This is a genomic window from Arthrobacter sp. EPSL27, assembly GCF_001512305.1.
In the GTDB taxonomy this organism is placed as follows: domain Bacteria; phylum Actinomycetota; class Actinomycetes; order Actinomycetales; family Micrococcaceae; genus Arthrobacter.
Window position 1 is genome coordinate 93,588 of the sequence record NZ_LNUT01000003.1, and the last position, 18,667, is coordinate 112,254.

19 protein-coding genes are annotated in these 18,667 nt (G+C 65.2%); 9 read left to right on the forward strand and 10 right to left on the reverse strand.

Annotated elements, in window-relative coordinates:
* The first annotated feature begins 17 nt into the window (after positions 1 to 17).
* Genes AR539_RS02505 through AR539_RS19260 form a run of 3 tightly spaced genes read left to right on the forward strand, consistent with a single transcriptional unit; the run spans position 18 to position 3,283 of the window.
* A complete protein-coding gene (locus AR539_RS02505) occupies positions 18 to 2,405 on the forward strand; it encodes an ATP-binding cassette domain-containing protein (RefSeq protein WP_066432263.1) in 2,388 nt (795 codons plus the stop codon).
* Between the two features lie 35 nt (positions 2,406 to 2,440).
* Entirely contained in the window at positions 2,441 to 3,049 is a 609-nt protein-coding gene (locus tag AR539_RS02510) for a hypothetical protein (protein WP_066432267.1), read from the forward strand.
* Positions 3,050 to 3,061: 12 nt separating this feature from the next.
* Positions 3,062 to 3,283: a hypothetical protein gene (locus AR539_RS19260; RefSeq protein WP_157360905.1), complete on the forward strand. Its 222-nt coding sequence runs from the start codon at positions 3,062 to 3,064 to the stop codon at positions 3,281 to 3,283.
* 171 nt (positions 3,284 to 3,454) lie between these two features.
* On the opposite strand, the gene AR539_RS02515 is transcribed toward AR539_RS19260, so the two are convergent.
* Positions 3,455 to 4,123, reverse strand: coding sequence for a TetR/AcrR family transcriptional regulator (locus tag AR539_RS02515; RefSeq protein ID WP_066432268.1), 669 nt, complete (start codon positions 4,121 to 4,123; stop codon positions 3,455 to 3,457).
* Positions 4,124 to 4,218: 95 nt separating this feature from the next.
* On the opposite strand from AR539_RS02515, the gene AR539_RS02520 reads away from it, so the two are divergent.
* On the forward strand, positions 4,219 to 5,265 hold the full coding sequence (locus tag AR539_RS02520; protein ID WP_231728461.1) for an NAD(P)-dependent alcohol dehydrogenase: 1,047 nt from the start codon (positions 4,219 to 4,221) through the stop codon (positions 5,263 to 5,265).
* Positions 5,266 to 5,397: 132 nt separating this feature from the next.
* On the opposite strand, the gene AR539_RS02525 is transcribed toward AR539_RS02520, so the two are convergent.
* Both AR539_RS02525 and AR539_RS02530 read right to left on the reverse strand, forming a co-directional pair.
* Positions 5,398 to 6,189: a CPBP family intramembrane glutamic endopeptidase gene (locus AR539_RS02525; protein ID WP_197410536.1), complete on the reverse strand. Its 792-nt coding sequence runs from the start codon at positions 6,187 to 6,189 to the stop codon at positions 5,398 to 5,400.
* A 379-nt stretch (positions 6,190 to 6,568) separates the two neighbouring features.
* Entirely contained in the window at positions 6,569 to 7,150 is a 582-nt protein-coding gene (locus AR539_RS02530) for a recombinase family protein (RefSeq protein ID WP_066433048.1), read from the reverse strand.
* A gap of 419 nt (positions 7,151 to 7,569) precedes the next feature.
* Between AR539_RS02530 and AR539_RS19265 the strand changes: the two genes are divergently transcribed.
* Entirely contained in the window at positions 7,570 to 8,064 is a 495-nt protein-coding gene (locus tag AR539_RS19265; protein WP_157360906.1) for a hypothetical protein, read from the forward strand.
* A 298-nt stretch (positions 8,065 to 8,362) separates the two neighbouring features.
* Here AR539_RS19265 and AR539_RS02535 read toward each other — a convergent pair whose 3' ends face one another.
* Positions 8,363 to 9,532: an IS30 family transposase gene (locus AR539_RS02535; RefSeq protein ID WP_066432269.1), complete on the reverse strand. Its 1,170-nt coding sequence runs from the start codon at positions 9,530 to 9,532 to the stop codon at positions 8,363 to 8,365.
* Positions 9,533 to 9,608: 76 nt separating this feature from the next.
* Entirely contained in the window at positions 9,609 to 10,199 is a 591-nt protein-coding gene (locus tag AR539_RS02540; protein WP_066432270.1) for a M15 family metallopeptidase, read from the reverse strand.
* A gap of 504 nt (positions 10,200 to 10,703) precedes the next feature.
* On the opposite strand from AR539_RS02540, the gene AR539_RS02545 reads away from it, so the two are divergent.
* From AR539_RS02545 to AR539_RS02555, 3 genes are all read left to right on the forward strand, one after another.
* Positions 10,704 to 11,219: an ANTAR domain-containing protein gene (locus AR539_RS02545; RefSeq protein WP_231728462.1), complete on the forward strand. Its 516-nt coding sequence runs from the start codon at positions 10,704 to 10,706 to the stop codon at positions 11,217 to 11,219.
* A 118-nt stretch (positions 11,220 to 11,337) separates the two neighbouring features.
* On the forward strand, positions 11,338 to 11,583 hold the full coding sequence (locus AR539_RS02550; protein ID WP_157360907.1) for a hypothetical protein: 246 nt from the start codon (positions 11,338 to 11,340) through the stop codon (positions 11,581 to 11,583).
* A 351-nt stretch (positions 11,584 to 11,934) separates the two neighbouring features.
* The gene (locus AR539_RS02555) at positions 11,935 to 12,300 is read left to right on the forward strand and encodes a nuclear transport factor 2 family protein (protein ID WP_231728463.1); all 366 of its coding nucleotides are present in this window, start codon (positions 11,935 to 11,937) and stop codon (positions 12,298 to 12,300) included.
* A gap of 82 nt (positions 12,301 to 12,382) precedes the next feature.
* Here AR539_RS02555 and AR539_RS02560 read toward each other — a convergent pair whose 3' ends face one another.
* From AR539_RS02560 to AR539_RS02580, 5 genes are all read right to left on the reverse strand, one after another.
* Positions 12,383 to 13,228: a fumarylacetoacetate hydrolase family protein gene (locus AR539_RS02560; protein WP_066432280.1), complete on the reverse strand. Its 846-nt coding sequence runs from the start codon at positions 13,226 to 13,228 to the stop codon at positions 12,383 to 12,385.
* A gap of 28 nt (positions 13,229 to 13,256) precedes the next feature.
* Positions 13,257 to 13,892, reverse strand: coding sequence for an AmiS/UreI family transporter (locus AR539_RS02565; protein ID WP_066432281.1), 636 nt, complete (start codon positions 13,890 to 13,892; stop codon positions 13,257 to 13,259).
* A 197-nt stretch (positions 13,893 to 14,089) separates the two neighbouring features.
* Complete coding sequence (locus AR539_RS02570; protein ID WP_066432283.1) at positions 14,090 to 14,509, reverse strand: hypothetical protein; 420 nt, start codon at positions 14,507 to 14,509, stop codon at positions 14,090 to 14,092.
* Between the two features lie 211 nt (positions 14,510 to 14,720).
* Positions 14,721 to 16,007, reverse strand: coding sequence for an MFS transporter (locus AR539_RS02575; protein WP_066432285.1), 1,287 nt, complete (start codon positions 16,005 to 16,007; stop codon positions 14,721 to 14,723).
* Positions 16,008 to 16,028: 21 nt separating this feature from the next.
* Complete coding sequence (locus tag AR539_RS02580) at positions 16,029 to 17,267, reverse strand: M20 metallopeptidase family protein (RefSeq protein ID WP_066432287.1); 1,239 nt, start codon at positions 17,265 to 17,267, stop codon at positions 16,029 to 16,031.
* 137 nt (positions 17,268 to 17,404) lie between these two features.
* Here AR539_RS02580 and AR539_RS02585 point away from each other — a divergent pair, with 137 nt between their 5' ends.
* Complete coding sequence (locus AR539_RS02585) at positions 17,405 to 18,436, forward strand: Lrp/AsnC family transcriptional regulator (protein ID WP_066432288.1); 1,032 nt, start codon at positions 17,405 to 17,407, stop codon at positions 18,434 to 18,436.
* Positions 18,437 to 18,667 lie beyond the last annotated feature (231 nt).

Consider the following 18,667-nt stretch of genomic DNA (forward strand, 5'->3'; position numbering starts at 1 on the left):
ATGGAGAGTGGACACGTATGGCCTCGACGACGGACAGCCAGGCGCCTGCGGTGCATGTTGCTGACAGCCACGACCTCCTGCGGGTGCAGGGCGCCCGGGAGAACAACCTCAAAGACATCAGCATTGAGATCCCCAAACGCCGCCTGACGGTGTTCACGGGTGTATCCGGTTCCGGCAAGAGTTCGCTGGTGTTCGCCACCATCGCCGCCGAATCGCAGCGGATGATCAACGAGACGTACAGCGCGTTCGTGCAGGGGTTCATGCCCACCCTGGCGCGGCCCGACGTCGACCATCTCGAGGGACTCACGACGGCGATCATCGTCGACCAGGAGCGGATGGGCGCCAACCCGCGCTCCACTGTCGGCACCGCCACGGACGCCAACGCGATGCTCCGCATCCTCTTCAGCCGGCTGGGAACGCCGCACGTCGGGCCCCCGACGGCGTTCTCCTTCAACGTCCCGACGCGCAAGGCCAGCGGGGTGATGAGCACCGAAAAGGCCGGCGGCAGGGTGGAGAAGAGCGTGGTGCAGAACGCTGTGTACCTGGGCGGCATGTGCCCGCGCTGCGAGGGCATGGGGTCGGTGTCCGACTTCGACCTGACGGCGCTCTACGACGAGACCAAATCGCTTGCCGGAGGCGCGCTGACCGTGCCCGGCTACAGCATGGACGGCTGGTACGGGCGCATCTTCAGCGGCGCCGGCTTCGACATGGACAAGCCGATCGCGAAGTTCACCAAGAAGGAACTGAACGACCTGCTCTACAAGGAGCCCACCAAGATCAAGGTCGAGGGCATCAACCTCACCTACGAGGGGTTGATCCCGAAAATCCAGAAGTCGATGCTCTCCAAGGACGTCGACGCGATGCAGCCCCACATCCGGGCGTTTGTGGAACGGGCCATCACGTTCCAGCCCTGCCCCGAATGCGAGGGCACACGGCTCAGCCCGGAGGCCCGGAGCGCAAGGATCGAGGGCAAGAACATCGCGGACCTGTGCGACATGCAGATCAGCGACCTCGCCGCGTGGGTCCGGAGGCTCGACGAACCGTCGGTGGCGCCGCTGCTGGCGGGTCTGCAGCACCTGCTCGACTCGTTCGCCGAAATCGGGCTGGGCTACCTCTCCCTGGCCCGGCCGGCGGGCACACTTTCCGGGGGCGAGGCGCAGCGCACCAAGATGATCCGGCACCTGGGCTCCTCCCTGACGGACATCACGTACGTCTTTGACGAGCCGACCATCGGCCTGCACCCGCATGACATCGAGCGGATGAACCAGCTGCTGCTGCAGCTGCGGGACAAGGGCAACACCGTGCTGGTCGTCGAGCACAAACCGGAGACCATCGCCATCGCCGACCACGTGGTTGACCTGGGCCCCGGCGCCGGCACCGGGGGCGGCGAGGTCTGCTTCGAGGGAAGCGTGGAGGGGCTGCGGGCGAGTGACACCATAACCGGCCGCCACCTCGACGACCGGGCCAAGGTCAAGGACGCGGTGCGGACGCCGTCGGGCGCGATGGAGGTGCGGGGCGCCTCGACGCACAACCTCAAGGACGTCGACGTCGACGTTCCGCTCGGGGTGCTGTGCGTGGTCACGGGGGTCGCCGGGTCCGGGAAAAGCTCGCTGATCCACGGCTCGGTGGCGGGCCGCGACGGTGTGGTGGTGATCGACCAGGGCGCCATCAAGGGCTCCCGCCGCAGCAACCCGGCCACCTACACGGGCCTGCTGGAGCCGATCCGCAAGGCCTTCGCGAAGGCCAACGGCGTGAAGCCGGCACTCTTCAGCTCCAACTCCGAGGGCGCCTGCCCCACCTGCAACGGCGCGGGCGTCATCTTCACCGAACTGGGTGTTATGGCCACGGTGGAGTCCACCTGCGAGGACTGCGAGGGCCGGAGGTTCCAGGCGTCGGTCCTGGAGTACACGCTGGGCGGCCGCAACATCGCCGACGTCCTGGCCATGTCCATGACCGGGGCCGAGGAGTTCTTCGGTGCCGGCGAGGCGAAAACACCGGCGGCGCACAAGATCCTTGACCGGCTGGTGGACGTCGGGCTCGGCTACCTCACGCTCGGCCAGCCGCTCACCACGCTGTCCGGCGGCGAACGCCAGCGCGTCAAACTGGCCACCCAGATGGCGGAGAAGGGTGACGTGTACGTCCTCGACGAGCCCACCACCGGCCTGCACCTGGCCGACGTGCAGAACCTGCTGGGCCTCCTGGACCGGCTGGTGGAATCCGGCAAGTCGGTCATTGTGATCGAGCACCACCAGGCGGTCATGGCGCATGCCGACTGGATCATCGACTTGGGTCCCGGTGCCGGGCACGAGGGCGGCCAGGTGGTCTTCGAGGGCACCCCGGCCGATCTGGTGGCCGCCCGGTCCACCCTCACCGGGGAACACCTCGCCGCCTACGTGGGCGGGTGACGCGGCCGCGTCGCCCGGGGAACTAGGATCGCCGTATGGCGCAGGCTGAGGATGTGTTCGAGGGGGAGCCCGGCGGGCTGCCGGAGCCGATGCCCCGCGGCAGGGCGCTCTACCGCGAAGCCGAGGCCCCGACGTCGGCCGTCCGGCACGTGGGAGGCTACGCCCCGTTCGTTGACTTCTGTGAAGCCCACGGCGTGCGGGCCGGAGACCTGGCATCGGATCCGGAACGGCTCATCTCGTTCCTGCATGAGCACGGTGCCCGGCTTGCGGCCGACGGCGCGCTCGGCGCGGCGGCGGCCGTCTTCGCCGGAAACACCATCGCTTGGCTGCGGCCGGACGCGCGGTGGACCGCCTACGAAGGGGCCCCGCCGCTGGTGGGCAACCGGGAGAGGCAGTTCGAGACGGGCCGCCTGCTTGAGGCCTGCGCAGCGCCGACGACGAATCCATCCGGGGCCTCGTTGCCATGCTGGCGGACTGGGCCCGTGCCGAACCGGAGGAGACCCGGACGATCCGGCTGCGGGACGTGCCCGGGGGATGGAAGCCTTGGCCGCTGCGCCGCCGGTGAAGTTGACGGCGCGGCCGGGCCCGCCGAAAGTCCAGGCCGCGACTTGCCCTCGGCTAGGCTCGAGGGCACCAGAGCCTGAGGGGGCAGCGCAATGATGCAGCGTGCACGGAAGCAAAGAACGGCCGACGAGCGTCGGTCCATTAAGGCCGGGGCGTTGATCGGGATCGGGATCGCCGTGCTTGTCATGGTCCCTGCGGTGTACCGGCTGCTGGCCGAACCCTTCCGTTGGGTTGATGCCGCACTGGTCGCTGCTGGCGTCGGCCTGGTCACCGTCCACATCGTCCGGCTGGTCCGGCTGAGAACGGCACCTTGAACGCGGCCATCGCCGCACGCTGGCTGGCTTGGGCGCCTGCTTCGGACCCCGGCGTAGCGTTCCTGCCCAGTTACCCGGTGCCGGCACAGCCGCCGCCGCAGACGATCCCCGGAAACCCGCGGAACTGCCCGGCTTTCGGGGACTGCGGGCCGGAGTAACTGGGCAGGAACGTCAGCCGGTGCCCTGGACTGACCTCGCGAGGCCGTCGAGGACCAGGTCCAGCCCGAACTCGAACTCCGCGCCGTAGTTATAGCCGGGCTTCATCACGTGCTCGATCGAGAACTCGGCGAGGTGCGGGTAGTCCCCGGAGGCATAGAGGCTCAGCATGCGCCCGGCAACCTCGGCCACAGTTTCCGGGCCGTTGACCGGCAGGGTGGCTTCCGAGAGGGCGAAGCCGTACACGTACGCGTCGATCACCGCGTAGGCGTGGGCGGTCATTTCCAGCGAGAAGCCCGCCGCACGCAGGGTGCCGATGACGGCGTCGTGGTGCTTCAGCGTCGCCGGGCCGGGGCTGGTCCGCGTCTCCACGAGGCCGATCGCCCAGGGGTGGCGCCGCATCGCCTCACGGGCGGACGTGGCCCGCCGTCGCATCTCGGTGTGCCAGTCGCCGCCGATCACCGGAAGGTCGATCTCGCTGAAAACGATGTCAACGATCCCGTCCAGGACTTCATCCTTGTTAGCCACGTGGTGGTAGAGCGACATCGGCTTGACCTCCAGCGCGTCCGCGAGAGAACGCATGGTCAGGGCGCCAATGCCGCCGGAATCGGCAACCGCGACGGCGCCGCGCAGCACCAGCTCCCGGCTGAGCCGGGGGCGGCTGGGGAGGTCTCCTGCAGGCATTCCACACTCCGGTTTCCTGATGCCATAGACGGTTTCGTACTTAGTACGATACATTAACCGTACTAAGTACGAAAACACCCTGGAAGGAACCCGGAATGACAGACCAGACCAGTGCCGCGGCCGCAGAGAACACGGTTGCCGCGGACGACACCATGCGGGCGATCGTGCAGGAAGCGTACGGTTCCGTCGACGTCCTCCGGCCCGGCCGGACTGCACGGCCGAACATTGCCGACAACGAGGTGCTGGTCCGCGTCCACGCAGCGGGCATGGATCGCGGAACATGGCACCTGATGACCGGCCGCCCCTACCTCATGCGCATCATCGGGTTCGGGTTCCGCAGGCCGAAGAGCAGCGTGCCGGGAATCGACGTCGCCGGCACCGTCGCCGCCGTCGGCTCCGCGGTGACCCGGTTCGCTGTGGGGGACAAGGTCTACGGGATGTCTCGGGGGTCGTTCGCCGAGTACGCCGCCGCGCTGGAGGACAAGCTGGCCCCCATGCCCTCAAATCTCTCGTTCGAGCAGGCCGCGGCGGTGCCGATCTCAGCGGGCACCGCCCTCCAGGCCCTCGACGCCGGTCGGGTGGAGCGCGGTGCGAAGGTGTTGGTCCTGGGCGCCTCAGGCGGCGTCGGGAGCTATGCCGTGCAGCTGGCGAAGTACCTGGGGGCTGAGGTCACCGGCGTGGGCAGCGCCACAAAGGCCGGACTGATGCGGTCCCTTGGGGCGGAGCATGTCCTGGACTATGCGGCGGACGACTTCGCCGACGGTGCACGCCGCTACGATGTGATCCTCGATATCGGCGGCAACCCGAAGCTTTCCCGGCTGCGCCGCGCACTGGCTCCCACGGGGACGGCCGTCGTTGTCGGCGGGGAGGAGGGCGGCAAGTGGACGGGAGGCTTCGGCCGGTCCATGCGCGCACCCCTCGTGTCCCTGTTTGTACGCCAGCGCCTGGCCATGCTGGCTTCCAAGGAACGCGCCAGCGACCTCGAACGGCTCACGCCTCTGCTTGAGGCCGGCCACGTCATACCGAGCCGTGACAGGACGTACCCGCTCGATGAGGTGCCGGAGGCCATGCGCCGGCTCGAATCCGGGGACGTGCGCGGCAAGATCGCCATCACGGTTATCGCCGACGAAACTGGCTCGTAAGCGGGCCGCCGCAGTGCGGCCCCGTACGCAGGTCCCTGCCCGTTGCCTCCGAGGAGTGTCCAAACCGGGGGCAGTCCCCCGCGCTGACGCCGGGGTTGATCGTTTCCATGGGTTGTCTCTGCCGGTGGGGTCTTAGATTCCCGCGGTGGCGGCGGCCACGAGGACCAGGCTGAATGTGACCCAGTCGTTGAGTATGTGAGCGCCTGTGGAGACGAGGATGTTTTTTGTTCGTAGGAAGGCCAGAGTGAGCACGATTCGTGCTGTGCCGATGACCAAGAGGGATTGGGCGACGTTCCATCCATAGGTTGGGAGGTGGGCGGCGCCGAACCAGATTGCTGTGATCAACCAGGCCAGGAGCATGGACGTTGTGCGGTTCAGCCGTGCCTTGGTGTAGAGCCAATACATGACCGCCAAGAGCGGCAGGATCGTGAAGACTTCCTCACCGAGCAATTGGATGCCGGTTCCAACGTAGAACGCGACTACCTCGCCGGGGCCGCGTTCCAGGACCCCGTCTGTGGCTTTGTTGGCGTTTGCGCCGAAGATCGACGAGACGATCAAGCCCACCACGAAGCTCACGGCCAGGTTGAGGAGCCAAAAGATGACCATGTCACGGTAGTCCGCGCCGGTCGGCTTGTAGAAGATTGACTTCCAGAACGGCCCTGTCAGCCCGATAAACACGGCCATGGGAATAGCGACGAACAAGAACCGGGGAAGGAGTGCCAAAACATTTGTTTCCTGGGGAAGGAATATCAGCGCAGCGAAACCAACCACGCACGAAGCGATGATAAGGAGCCATTTCCAGGTGGCGACTTCCACGGGGGAGCCGTCGTAGAAGGGCACATCGCGGCCGTCGTTGCGTTCGATGAGGCGACCGAACCGCTTCTTTCGGGGATCTATGGCTGGAGCGCTGATCGAATCTTCCACTCGAATTACCTCGTTTGCAGTGAGCTGAACAAAAGCCGCATCAAACCAGAATTCCCTAGTTGAGAGAACCATATCCTTGCTGGATTGACGGCGAAAGAGGCGCACCAAACACCTGGGCAGCCCCTCACCGTAGATGACCCTGAAGGTTGGCCGCCGTGGAGTCGGGCCAGTGACCCACTCGCTGGCCTTCAACGCCTTCAGCTACGTTCTTGCGTTTGGCTTTGGAATCTTTGCCAATTCCAGTTCGGGCGCGAGGCTTCCGCCCAGTAAGCAACCGCCAGGGACCGTCTTCGGATCAAGGCCCGGACGCCGTTAGCAAGGCGCTCAAGGCCGCAGCAGCCCGCCCGAGCCCGGGGGAGGAGCAGTTGGGAGGTCTGGTCTATAACTTGAGGTCTCGGGAGCGTCTGTAGAACGTCGCACGGGACATCCCGAGGTCCCGTGCAACCTGGGCCGCGGGTACGCCGCCTTCTACCAGGCGAACGGCGCTTCGGATCTGACTATCGGTGATTCGGCGGGGCCGACCGCCCAGGTTGAGCCCGGCTTCCCGCCGTTTCCTGATGGAGTCGGTGACGCGTTCCCGTTTGATCTCGTGTTCCATTTGGGCGAGAGCGGCCATAACCGTGAACACCATCGACCCCATCGGTGTTGAGGTGTCGACATCGCCCCCGCCGAGATTCAGGACTCTGAGCCCGGCGCCCCGGGTGCGGAGGGTGTCGGCGAAGGCGAGCATGTTCTGGGTGGATCGTCCGAGCCTGTCCAAGGTTGTGATGACGAGGGTGTCTCCCTCCTCCAGTGCGTCCAGGGCCCGGTCGAACTGCGGCCGCGATGACCGTGCCCCGGATACCCCGTGGTCGATGTAGAGGTCATCCCGGCGCACGCCTGCTGCCAACAGATCTACTTGTTGCCGGTCGGTGGACTGTTGCCGCGTTGAAACGCGTGCGTAGCCGATTAGTTTCGTCATGTCCGCCTCTGGATGTCTCATAACTGACCTTGAATACGTCCATTTAACCAGATGGTTTCGAGCCGTAGTTATGAGAACCGCCGACGCCGGAAAGTCGATCGGGATCTGGCGAAATTCAGGCGGGGTACGTGACCGCCTCGACACCGCCGGTGAGACCTCTCAGATCCCAAGGGTTCCGAGACATTCTAGAGGGTTCTAGAGAAAAACCAATTTGTCAGTGGAACTTGCTATTTTTGACTCATGCAGCTCGAACTGAACCCCTCAACCCTGGCTCCGGCGCACAACCCATGCACCTCGCAAACTTGTACGCAATGAGCTAGCCGTTGGTGTTCCCAACCCGCAGCGATTCGTTGATGAGTTCCTAGATTTCAATGACTCGGCTCCAACTCCGGGCCAAACTTATTAGAGGAGATCTCCCGATGGCATTCTCATTCAGCGCGAAGAAGCGCCGAGCGACTAACCGACAGATAGCTGAGGTGCAGCAGATGCTTGCCACTGCTGAAACCTACGATTTCAACCGTGGGGAGAGCTATGAGGCAGATAAACTGGGCGACTTCGTCTCACAATTCAGTGCAGAAATTCTGGGTTCACCACTTCCCAACTCGCGCGAACTGGGGCGTCAACTAGCAGCTGAAACCGTCAACAGCCGGTTCCCCGATGCTGTCAATGCAGCCTGGCTTGTCGCTGTAGAGCTTCCCAGCAGCAAAATAACGGAGCTGAGCAACATGCTCGGCCCCATGGGGGTTACTAACGGGGCTACATTCTTCACTGATGAGTTCCCAGACAGAGTCAAGGAGCCGATTCTGGGTCGGAAGCTCAATCTCTGGCGCGGTCCTGCTGCCATAGCGACAACAATTCTTGCAACCCACGCTGCGCAGATGGGCTATGTGTGGTCTGGCAGGGAGCTCTCATAGGCGTTAGCGTCGACCCTGCTCAAACTCGTCCACACCAACAGCATCAAACACTCCAGCCCAAGCTCCCTTGATTGGGCCCCCGTTAGCTATCGCATAGACGCTGGACTGCTAACGGGGCCCAATCAGTCTGAACATCGTCTCGGCTGGGCAATCAGTCTTTGTAGGACACGGCCAGTGGGAATGCGGAAACAAGAGCAATGATCGGTTCTCACAGTGTCGCGAAACCTTGCCGTCTCGAATTCCTAGCGTTTCGAGGCAGTCTGAGTCATAGCGTTTAGGGAACGGCGGATTCAGGCGGTCATTGCAACAGGAGTCCTTCGATCATTTCGATCGGTTTTCTGAACTCTAGTCTTTTGCGTGGCCGGTCGTTGAGTTCCTGGGCGACCCAGTCGAGGTCTTCGGCGCTGTGGATGCTCAGGTCGGTGCCTTTCGGGAAGTACTGCCGCAGCAGGCCATTCGTGTTTTCGTTGATGCCGCGCTGCCAGGGTGAGTGCGGATCGCAGAAGTAAATGTCGATACCGGCGTCGATTTTCACGGTTTTCCAGTCCTGCATTTCGATGCCCTGGTCCCACGTGAGTGAATGCCTCAGCGCCTCGGGGAGCGTCTTGATCTTCGCGGCCAGGGCGTCGCGCATTGGTTCTGCTTTGTATCCGTCCGGCAGATGCACGAGCATCGTGTAGTTGGTGGTTCTCTCCACGAGGGTCCCGATCGCGGACTGGTTGCCCTTGCCGATAATCAGGTCACCCTCCCAATGCCCTGGCACCGCACGGTCCTGAACCTCGGCGGGTCGCTCGGAGATATTGATCATCCCCGGGATCCGGTTTTTCCGCTGGCCGGCCTTCCTGCAGGGCTGCCTGAGCGCACGTCCGGTTCGTAAACACGCGGCCAGATCATGGTTGAGCGCTCCGCGGGACTGAACGTAGAGCGACTGGTAAATGGTCTCAGGTGACACCCGCATCTCCGGCTCATCGGGAAACTCAACCCGCAGGCGTCCAGCGATCTGCTCAGGCGAGTACTTCTTTTTCAGGTCCTCTTCCACCTTCGCACGCAACACCGTGTTGGTGTGCAGTTTCGCCGGTTTCGGCCGCGAAGCCCGCTCATACGCCAGAGCGTGAGCCGACGTCGCCCGGTAAGGCAACCCGGCCACCGAATTGCGCCGCAGCTCCCTGGACACCGTCGAGGCCGACCTGCCGACCACGGCCCCGATCCGGCGCAGCGAATGTCCCTGGGCGCGCAGCACCGCGATCTCCTCACGCTGGGCGAAGGTCAGGCACCTGCCCTTCAGACCCCGGCCGCGGCGTGGTCGGACACCGCCGGCCTCGGCCAGGACCCGGCGCCCGGTCCGCCTGCTCGTATTGATCGGCGCAACAGCGTCCGTGATGAAATCACCGGCCTGCATCCCGGCCCAAAAGAGCTGCAGAAGATCCGGCCTTACGTAAATCGAGTACCTCGCCACGACAACACCCATCCGCTAAGTGTTGCAATCACCGCAAGAACCCAAGGAACCTCCAGCGGGCATTATTGCTGATGCTGCCGTTTAGCCATCATTGCGGAGCGCCTGGACGAAGGTACCGCGGTCCGGGCAGCGGTCCTGCCCACTGGAAGTGGTGGTAGTCGGGCCGGTCCCAGGATCCGCCCCATTCGAAGCCCAGCTCGATGAATGCCGCTGTCAGTGGGTGGTCCGAGGTGAAGACTCCTGGCCGTGTGACGCGCTCGATGTGAGTCGCCTCCGGATACCAGACCCCGTCATGGGCCAGATATGGGTTGAGCACCGGATTGATGTCCACGGCCAGTCCCAGCGCGTGCATGGAGACGGTGTCCGTGCCGGCGATGGTGCGGTAGTTGAAGCCGGAGGAGTTGTCGGCCGCCATCGAGGCCTCATCGTCCCCACGGAAGGCTGCGTCATCGATCGGGACTGCCTGCCGGATCGGGAAACCCAAGTCACGGGCGGCAGCCATCGCCTCCAGGAAAGCTCCGGCGATCGCCTGGTGGACGATGATGCGGCCCTCGTGCTGGGCGCCGTTGAAGCCGAGATGGTCGAAGGTTACCTCCGCCAGATCCCGGACGGCCACGGGGCAACCGGGGCGGAACGTATAAGGCAGCTGCTGGGCCGAGACAGTCTCGATTCTGTTCACGACGGGTCCTTCCAGTACCTGTTGGTTGCCCCGGTGGAGGGTGCCAGTGTGTAACCCTCTTATTCCTCTTGGCGCGTCCGATCGTCCCGTTCGGAATCACCGCGGCCTGGCGCACCATCAGTTGACATCGACACAGCATAACTACGGTTGAGAGCAATCCACCCACAAAGTGGGCTCAAATGAGGCCGACAGTCTCAGCCTTCACTGACGTGGAATACGACCAATAGCGGCCTCCGCCACCACAGGTGTCCCGTACTGGCAGGGTCTAGGGGGCACTACCGCGGCTCCACTGTCTCTCCTATAGTCTGTTTCGACTGTGAAAACGGTTGGGCACTTGCCCGTGAGGACGCGTTGGCTGGAGGCCCTTGCGCCTTTCCTCTATCGGAGGATCAGATGTGGTCGAAGCTTGAGACGTATCTCTTTCCGTTACAGCCCGGAGCGACGTGTCCGTCGGGAACCTTCGAATTCCATATCCCCACGCGCACGATGGAGTGGTCCGAGGGTATGTTCGGCATGCACGGGCTGCACCCGGGGGAGGTGGTGCCTACCTTCGAACTCTTCATGGCCCACAAACATCTGTTGGACCGTGGGCAGGTGCTCGCGGTTTGGGCTGAGCTCCTGAAAGGTGGGGGACAGGGGGCGTTGTTGCATCGGATCAACGACATCCGTGGCAAGGAGAGACGAGTTTTTTCGGCGCTTCAGGCCGAAGCCGGGCCCACCGGCCAGGTGGATCACGTGCGTGGGTTCATGGTGGACGTGACTCAAAGCCTGCGCATTGAATCCCAGGACGCCGCCCAAGAGGCTATCGAGCGCGTGTATGCGCATAGGGACCTCATCGAGCAGGCGAAGGGAATCGTCATGGCGCTGAGGGGAATTGACGGTCCTGCGGCATTTGACGTCTTGGCCGCTGCGAGCCAGCAGACCAACGCCAAGCTTCATGTGGTCGCGGAAAACCTGGTGGAAGCTGCGGCACGCGGTACGGCCGCCGAACACCTGGCGGGGTTGCTCAATCTCCACTGACCCGTAAACCGCTGGGCGGCGTTCAGCAATGGTGACCCGTCCTGAGGGGCGCAGTCCACGAATCCCTTGCGTAGGGTCCGGCCCCGGGCGTGGACCGGCATAGCTGGGAGGGGTGTTCATGGAGGAAAACGATCAGCAGGCTTTGACCGGGGCCGTAGTGCAGGAGCTGGGCATCAACCCGTTCGTCCTGTGGATACACTTCATCAGCCTTGGCGGGAACGCTGAGCTCGAATCGGTCCGGATGTACTTATCGGGGACGGGTTCTTTACCGGAATGGGACCGGGACGTGCTCTCTGCCGCCGCCAATGACCTGACGTTGCAGCCCCCGGGCAGAGCACGGGCGCCTCGTTCAAACGAGGACTGAGCGCCATGCGCAATGGAAGGACCGATGCTTTGTTTCTTCTGCGGCTTTAGGCTGGGCAACACAACAATTCTGCTTGGGGGTAGAAATGACGAAACGCAGGCGTTTGCTAGAAGCTGCCGTAATAACGGTTTTGGCTGCAGTCCCGCTGACGGGGTGCGCGCCCCAGGGCCAACCGCGAGGCGAGAACTGAACGGTAAATACGCCAGCGTCGGCACATAGCGGGGAGCCTCGCACACGCTTGCAGGTGCATCCCAATCTCTTTCGCCAAATTGTTCAGCGCGTCGGGAGTCTCGACATGCTGATTCCACGCAGGTCGCCCAGCCGCAGAGCAGGGACATGAAAGGAAAAGCAATGGAGATCAAGCTGCCCACCGGCTGCGGCAATGCCCCTCGAGTCGGGATCGTGGGAGATTTCACCGTCAACTGGGCTGCAGGCGACGAAGCAGCCATGTCCGACTGGCTCGCCAGCGACGCCAGGTGGTCGATCGTCGGAACAGCCATCCACAGCGGCCCGGAGGCGGCAGGGAAAGCCAAGCCTCCCTTCGAGCCCGAGCGCGTCGAAATCACCTCAGTCATCACCCACGGCCGCCTTGCGTCCTGCGACGGCTACCTGGAAGCGGGAGGCAAGCGCGTGGCCTTCAGCCATGCCTTCCGCTTCGCCGGCGCGTCGAAGACGGCAAAAATTGCGGAACTCCGAAGCTACTGCATCGAAACTTGAGATAACCAACCCCTCCGCCATCAGCAGGCAGGCGGTTGCCGCCCTGCCTGCCCTGAGGATGGGGGTCAAGCTCGTTGGCTTTTCAGGTCCGGATGAACTCCTGGCGCTGGCGTCCAAGGCCCGCCACTTCTATCTCCACAACGTCTCCGGCCTTGAGATAGGGGAAGCGGCCGGACATGGCCACGCCCTCAGGGGTCCCGGTGCAGATCAGGTCGCCCGGTTCCAGCACCATGTACTGGCTAAGGTCGTGGATGATGGTGGCGACGTCGAAGATCATGTCCCGCGTGGAGGAATCCTGGCGCGGTTCACCGTTGACCCAGCTGCGCAGCCGGAGGTCTCCGGCGTCGACCTCCTCAGGCGTGACCAGGTAGGGGCCGGTGGGGCAAAAGCCGGCGCAGCTCTTGCCTTTGGACCACTGACCACCGGGACCCTCCAGCTGAAAGGTTCGCTCCGACAGGTCGTTAACCGTGACGAAACCGGCGATGTGGCTGAGCGCCTCCGAGGGTGAATCGAGATAGGACGCGCGGGTACCGATAACAACACCCAGCTCGGCTTCCCAGTCGGTTTTGGTCGAACCGCGCGGGATCGCAACAGGGTCATTAGGGCCGACGACGGTGTTGCCCGCCTTCTGGAACAGGATCGGTGCCGCTGGTGGTTCCGACCCCGACTCGGCGGCGTGTGCGGCGTAGTTCAATCCGATACCGAGCACGGAAGCAGGCCGGGCAATGGGTGCGCCGATCCGGAGGCCCGTGGCATCCATTTCCGGCAGTTCCCCGGCCGCCAGGGCCGCCGCCGCGCGGGCGGGACCGCCCGAGGACCAGAAGGCCCCGTCCAGGTCCGGGGTGATTCCGGCCAGTGAATAGAACGTGCCACCGTCCACGATGGCAGGAGTCTCGGCACCGACGGCACCTAGTCGCGCGAATTTCACGATTCTGCTTTCCTCTCGAGGTTGGAGATCAGTTGTGCATTTGCGTACGTATCGCCCGCGGCAAGGCCCGCGGCGGCACACCCCTGGGCCAGGCGAGAGCTGCAGCGGTCACGAGGAGCGCCCCGATCGCCCCGGCGGTCACCAGCGCCACTCCCTGACCGCGGGGCCAGTGCCCGCTCAGCCCCATGAGCGCCGGGACCGTCGCCGTTACTTGACTCGTCAGCACAAGCGCCCAGCCAGTGAACGGTGCTAGAGCCTCGTATCCGAGAACCATCCGGAGGAAGAACAATGTCCACAAGAATGCCCAGCCCAGCCATAGGACGCTCAGCAGCGGGTCGTCGCGGGACCACTCGGCTGCGAAAAAGATTCCCAGCGCTCCGACCAGGCCGCTGAACCAGCCCAGCCCTTTTGAACCGAGCTGGAGCAGCCCGTCCAATCCGGCGTATAAATACGTCAATCCGAAAAGGAACATTCCGGACGCGCCAAGAACGAACTGTGGGCCACCGCCGGCTGACGTGCCGAGATATGTGACGCCCAGCGCCAGCTGGGCGGTGCCTATCAGCGCGGAGAACACGGCAGAGTCCCGCTGGGGAACCCGGCCCAGGAGGGCCATGCCGTTAATTAGCAGCGCGGCTCCTGACAGGAGCAGGCAGAGGTAAGGCATGGTGAGCTACCCTCTCATTTTGCTGTCTGACAGAGAATCACTAGATGCCACCCAGCCTATGTTTCATGATGCGGAATATAAATACCGCTCAGTGAAATCCTAGGAGTGTGGTGTGTTGGCGTCAACCGAGACTGGTTTGTTCAGGGTTTGTGACTGCCGGGAATGCCTGGTCCTGCTCCGACTCGATCAGCAGCGGTTCAGACAGTCCGGCCGGAGGCGCGCCGCCGTGCGCGCACCCCTTCGGCCAGGAGCAGCGCCACAAACAGCGTGATGCCCGCTGCGCCGAGCACCACCCGCGTCCAGGCCGGCAGGCCCCACAACCTGTGGGCCGGGGACAGCAGCCCGAACACTCCGGAGATCAACAGCAGTGTTCCTCCGGATGCCAGGGTCACCGAGGAGGCGATGAGGATCCAGAACCGGACCATCCGGGACCTGGGCGCGAAGTTGTCTGCGTACTTGCCGGGGGTTCCGAACGCGGCAACGGGGTCCTCCCCGGACTCTGCGAGGCGGCTTTCAACGCCGCGCACGATCCGGGCCACCTCCGGGGCGGGGACGTCCCGGAGTTCAAGAATCTCCGCCAGTTCCGTGGCGTAGTCTTCGTTTGCTGCCTGGTTCACTCGGGTGACCCCTTCCTCCAGGCCCCGGGACTGCTGGGGGCTCCCCGCGGCGGCGGTCGTGGGCACTGCACCAGGCGGAGGTTGCCCCCGCGTCCACCTGTCCGGCCCAGTCTAGACACCTGCCCCGCCCGACGGCGGTCTTGCGGTTACCGCCGCACATGCAAAGTCCGGGCACACCCCGCGGATGTGCCCGGACTTGCTTGCGAAATTTCTAGTGCGTCAGGTCCTTGCCCTTGGTCTCCGGAATGGTGAAGACGAACAGCGCACTGACCAGCAGCAGCCCCACGGCGTAGACGTTGAACACGTTGGCCAGGCCGATGGTCCCGAGCCAGGTCTGCAGGTACGGGGCGGTCCCGCCGAACACGGCCACACAGATGGAGTACGGCACGCCCACACCGATGGTCCGGATGCTGGTGGGGAACAGCTCCGCGTAAACGGCGGGGACGATCGCTGCGCTGGCGGCGATGAAGATCAGCATGACGGACATGCCCACGGCCAGCTGCCAGGCCGAATCCTTCAGCAGCCAGGTCATGGGGAAGTGCATGACGGCGCCTCCGGCCGCGCCGGCCCACAGCACCTTCTTGCGGCCGATCCGGTCGGACAGCTTGCCCCAGAAGGGCAGGGCGGCGATGAACACGATGTTGGCGACCACACTGGCCCAGAGCGCCTCGCCGCGGTCGATCTTCAGTGTGGTGGCCGCGTAGCTCGGGGCCACCACACCCCAGATGTAGTAGATCACCGTCAGGCCCACCGTCAGCCCGATGACCTGGAGCGCCTGCTTGCGGTGCCGCACGATCTGCGGCCAGATCGCGGCACGCTTCTCTGACGCCGTCTCGCCCTCGAACGCCTCGGTCTCGTGCAGCTTGGAGCGCATGATCAGGGCGTACAGGCCCATGGCGGCGCCCACCAGGAACGGAATGCGCCACCCCCAGTCGTTCATGGCCTCGGTGCTCAGGGTCATGTTCAGGACCGCGCCCAGCAGGGTGCCGGCCAGGATTCCCACCGTGCCCGAGGTGTAGATCAGGGTGGCCCACAGGCCGCGCTTCTCCTTCGGGGCCACCTCGGAGAGGTACGTCTGCGACGACGGCAGCTCGCCGCCGTGGGCCAGGCCCTGGACCAGCCGGGCCACCAGCAGCAGCAGCGACGCCCAGGCGCCGATGGTTGCGAAGGACGGCGCGATGCCGATCAGGAGGCTGCCCAGCGAGGCGAGGCCCACGGCGAGGGTCATCGACGTCTTGCGGCCGACGCGGTCGCCGATCCAGCCGAACAGGAACCCGCCGAGCGGCCGGGCCACGAACCCGACGGCGAAGATCGCCAGGGTGGCCAGCACGGCCGAGGCGGGGTCCGCCTTGCTGAACAGCTGGCTGGCGATGAACGGGGTGAACGTGGCGTAGATGGCCCAGTCGTACCATTCGACGGCGTTGCCGATGCCGGTGCCGAAGATGGTCTTGCGCGTGGCGGCCCGGCGGGCCAGCTGCGGGTCAGTCATGGTGGTCATGGTGTCTCCGAAGGAAGTGGGCTAGGAAGCGGGGGAAGCCGGGGCGGCAGCGGCCAGGGCTGCGATCCGGGCAATGGCGAGCTCCGCGTACAGCGCCGCGCCGTCGGCGAGGACGCCGTCGTCGAACGTGGCATAGGGGGAGTGGTTGAACGGGGTGGCGGTGTGGTCCGCTCCGGGTGCGACGGCGCTGAGCCCGATGAAGGTGCCGGGCACCTCGTCCATCACCCGGGAGAAGTCCTCGGATCCGCTGAGCGGCGTGGCCCAGCGGGTCACCCTGGAGTCGCCGAACAGGTTCCGGATGGTGTGTTCCGCGGTGGCGGTCTCGTTCTCGTCCGTGATGCTCAGCGGGTATTCGGGGCGGTATTCGACGTCGACCTCCAGCCCGTGGGCGTGGGCGATGCCCTGCAGGAGCGTGGGGACGGCGGTCATCATCCGTTCGCGGGAGGCATGCGAGAACGTCCGGACGGTGGCCTCGATGCGGGCGGTTTCGGGGATGACGTTGCGGGTGGTGCCCGCCTGCAGGACGCCGACGGTCAGCACCACGGGATCGAACATGTTGAACTGCCGCGTGATCATGACCTGCAGAGCGGTCACCATCTCGGCGGCCGCCGTCACGGGGTCTTTGGCTGCGTGCGGGGCGGAGCCGTGGCCGCCGGCGCCCAGGATGGTGACAAAGAGCCCGTCCGAGGCGCTGAGCATGACGCCCGGCTTGGTGGCGAACTGGCCGTGCGGCTCCAGCGAGGAGAACACGTGCATGCCGTAGGCGGCGTCCGCGCGGCGGCCCGCGGCGTCCAGCACGCCCTCGCGGATCATGTGGCCCGCGCCGTCGTAGCCCTCCTCGCCCGGCTGGAACATCAGGACGACGTCGCCGGCGAGCTGCCCGCGGCGTTCGGCCAGGAGGGTGGCGGCTCCGGCCAGCATCGAGGTGTGGAGGTCGTGGCCGCAGGCGTGCATGGCGCCGTCGAGCCGGGAGGAGTAGTCGACGCCGGTGCGCTCCTGGACGGGGAGACCGTCCATGTCCGCCCGCAGCAGGACCACCGGCTTGCTGGCCGGCGCGTGCGGTGCGCCGCCGCGCAGGACGGCGGTGACCGACGTCGTGCTCTGCCCGAGGGTGATCTCGTACGGCAGACCGTCGAGGGCTTTGAGCACTTTCTCCTGGGTGCGCGGGAGGGACAGTCCGATCTCCGGTTCCTGGTGCAGCTGGTGGCGCAGCCGGGTGATGTCGCTGTGCAGTTCCTTGGCATCGGCGGTGACCGACATATGTTCCCTCTTCCCGAACGGTTGGTAGGTTTCTACGAACCATTGTGGAGTGACAGGAGTCACGTGCACCCAAATGACTGGAAAAATGCAAACATGGTGGTGTCAGGGCAGGAATCGTTCACCCGGGGAGGCGTCAGGTGGAACTCAGCGAGGAGGACCTCCAGCTGATCAACGCGCTGCAGATTGCGCCGCGGATCAGCTGGACGGATGCCGGCCGGATCCTTGGGGTGCACGCCACCACCCTGGCCGCCCGCTGGGAGCGGCTCAAGGAGACCGGCGCCGCCTGGAGCACGGCCCACCTCATGGGCGACCCGAAACAGATGTGCCTGGCGCTGGTGGATGTGGACTGCGAGATGGCGGCCCGGACGCAGGTCACCGCGGCGCTGGCGGCCATCCCGGAGGTGGTCACGGTGGAGGAGGCCGCGAGCAACCGCGACCTGATGCTGACCGTCATCACGCCCACCCTGGCCCAGTTCAGCAGCATGGTGGTGGGGCAGCTCCAGCAGATCCCCGGCCTGGTCAAGTACCAGGTAGCGCTGTGCACCCGGCTCCACTCGGGCGGTTACGCCTGGCGGCTGAACGTCCTGGACAAAGCCCGCTTGGCCGCCCTCCAGGCGCTGGCCGGGCCCGAGGCGTCGGGGCCGGCACCCGCCAAGCAGGGTGCGCCGCTGCCGCAGAGCCACCTGGACCTCATCCCGTTCCTGGCCCGGGACGGGCGGGCAGCTGCGGCGGATATCGCCCGGTCGCTGGGACGCAGCCCGGCCACGGTCCAGCGCCAGCTGAACCGGCTGCTGGCCAGCCAGGTCTTGTCGTTCCGGTGTGAAATCGCGCAGAAGTACTCGGGATATCCGGTCAGCTGCCAGTGGTTCGCCAACGTCCCGCCCGGCCAGCACGAGGCGGCAGCGGCCGAGCTGCGCGGCGTCCGCAACATCCGGCTGACCGCCTCCACCACCGGCCGGACCAACTTCGTGATCATCATGTGGCTGCATTCCCTGGCCGACGTGATGAACGCGGAACAGGCACTGCAGCTGAGGATCCCCGGAATTGAGCTCGTGGAAAGCGTGGTGGTGCTCAACACGGCCAAGCGGGTGGGCTGGATGCTGAACCCGGATTCCACCGCCACCGGCACGGTGGTGGTTCCCGCTGCCGACCTGGCACCCGCGGTGTGAGGCTGGCCAGGGGCGGCGGGGCGCCGCCGTCCGGCTCTATTTCCAGCGCCGCGGCCACCTGAGGTTCAGCAGCAGCAGGCCCAGCAGGAGCGCGTCGATGGTCATGATGGCCCCCAGCAGGTAGGCCCAGCCGATCATCACCGGGTGCTCACCGCCAGCCGGCGGGACAGAGTGCGGGGGTGCCTCGGAATGCCCATGACAATCTCCTGACCTGGCCCCCCGGACGCTCGA

Coding starts and splice junctions, on each gene's coding strand:
- AR539_RS02530 (WP_066433048.1), bottom strand. CDS start 7,150: ATGACGAAACTAATCGGCTACGCACGCGTTTCAACGCGGCAACAGTCC.
- AR539_RS19260 (WP_157360905.1), top strand. CDS start 3,062: ATGATGCAGCGTGCACGGAAGCAAAGAACGGCCGACGAGCGTCGGTCC.
- AR539_RS02565 (WP_066432281.1), bottom strand. CDS start 13,892: ATGCCTTACCTCTGCCTGCTCCTGTCAGGAGCCGCGCTGCTAATTAAC.
- AR539_RS02550 (WP_157360907.1), top strand. CDS start 11,338: ATGGAGGAAAACGATCAGCAGGCTTTGACCGGGGCCGTAGTGCAGGAG.
- AR539_RS02510 (WP_066432267.1), top strand. CDS start 2,441: ATGGCGCAGGCTGAGGATGTGTTCGAGGGGGAGCCCGGCGGGCTGCCG.
- AR539_RS02515 (WP_066432268.1), bottom strand. CDS start 4,123: ATGCCTGCAGGAGACCTCCCCAGCCGCCCCCGGCTCAGCCGGGAGCTG.
- AR539_RS02580 (WP_066432287.1), bottom strand. CDS start 17,267: ATGTCGGTCACCGCCGATGCCAAGGAACTGCACAGCGACATCACCCGG.
- AR539_RS02520 (WP_231728461.1), top strand. CDS start 4,219: ATGACAGACCAGACCAGTGCCGCGGCCGCAGAGAACACGGTTGCCGCG.
- AR539_RS02535 (WP_066432269.1), bottom strand. CDS start 9,532: ATGGGTGTTGTCGTGGCGAGGTACTCGATTTACGTAAGGCCGGATCTT.
- AR539_RS02505 (WP_066432263.1), top strand. CDS start 18: ATGGCCTCGACGACGGACAGCCAGGCGCCTGCGGTGCATGTTGCTGAC.
- AR539_RS02545 (WP_231728462.1), top strand. CDS start 10,704: ATGTTCGGCATGCACGGGCTGCACCCGGGGGAGGTGGTGCCTACCTTC.
- AR539_RS02555 (WP_231728463.1), top strand. CDS start 11,935: ATGGAGATCAAGCTGCCCACCGGCTGCGGCAATGCCCCTCGAGTCGGG.
- AR539_RS02575 (WP_066432285.1), bottom strand. CDS start 16,007: ATGACCACCATGACTGACCCGCAGCTGGCCCGCCGGGCCGCCACGCGC.
- AR539_RS19265 (WP_157360906.1), top strand. CDS start 7,570: ATGGCATTCTCATTCAGCGCGAAGAAGCGCCGAGCGACTAACCGACAG.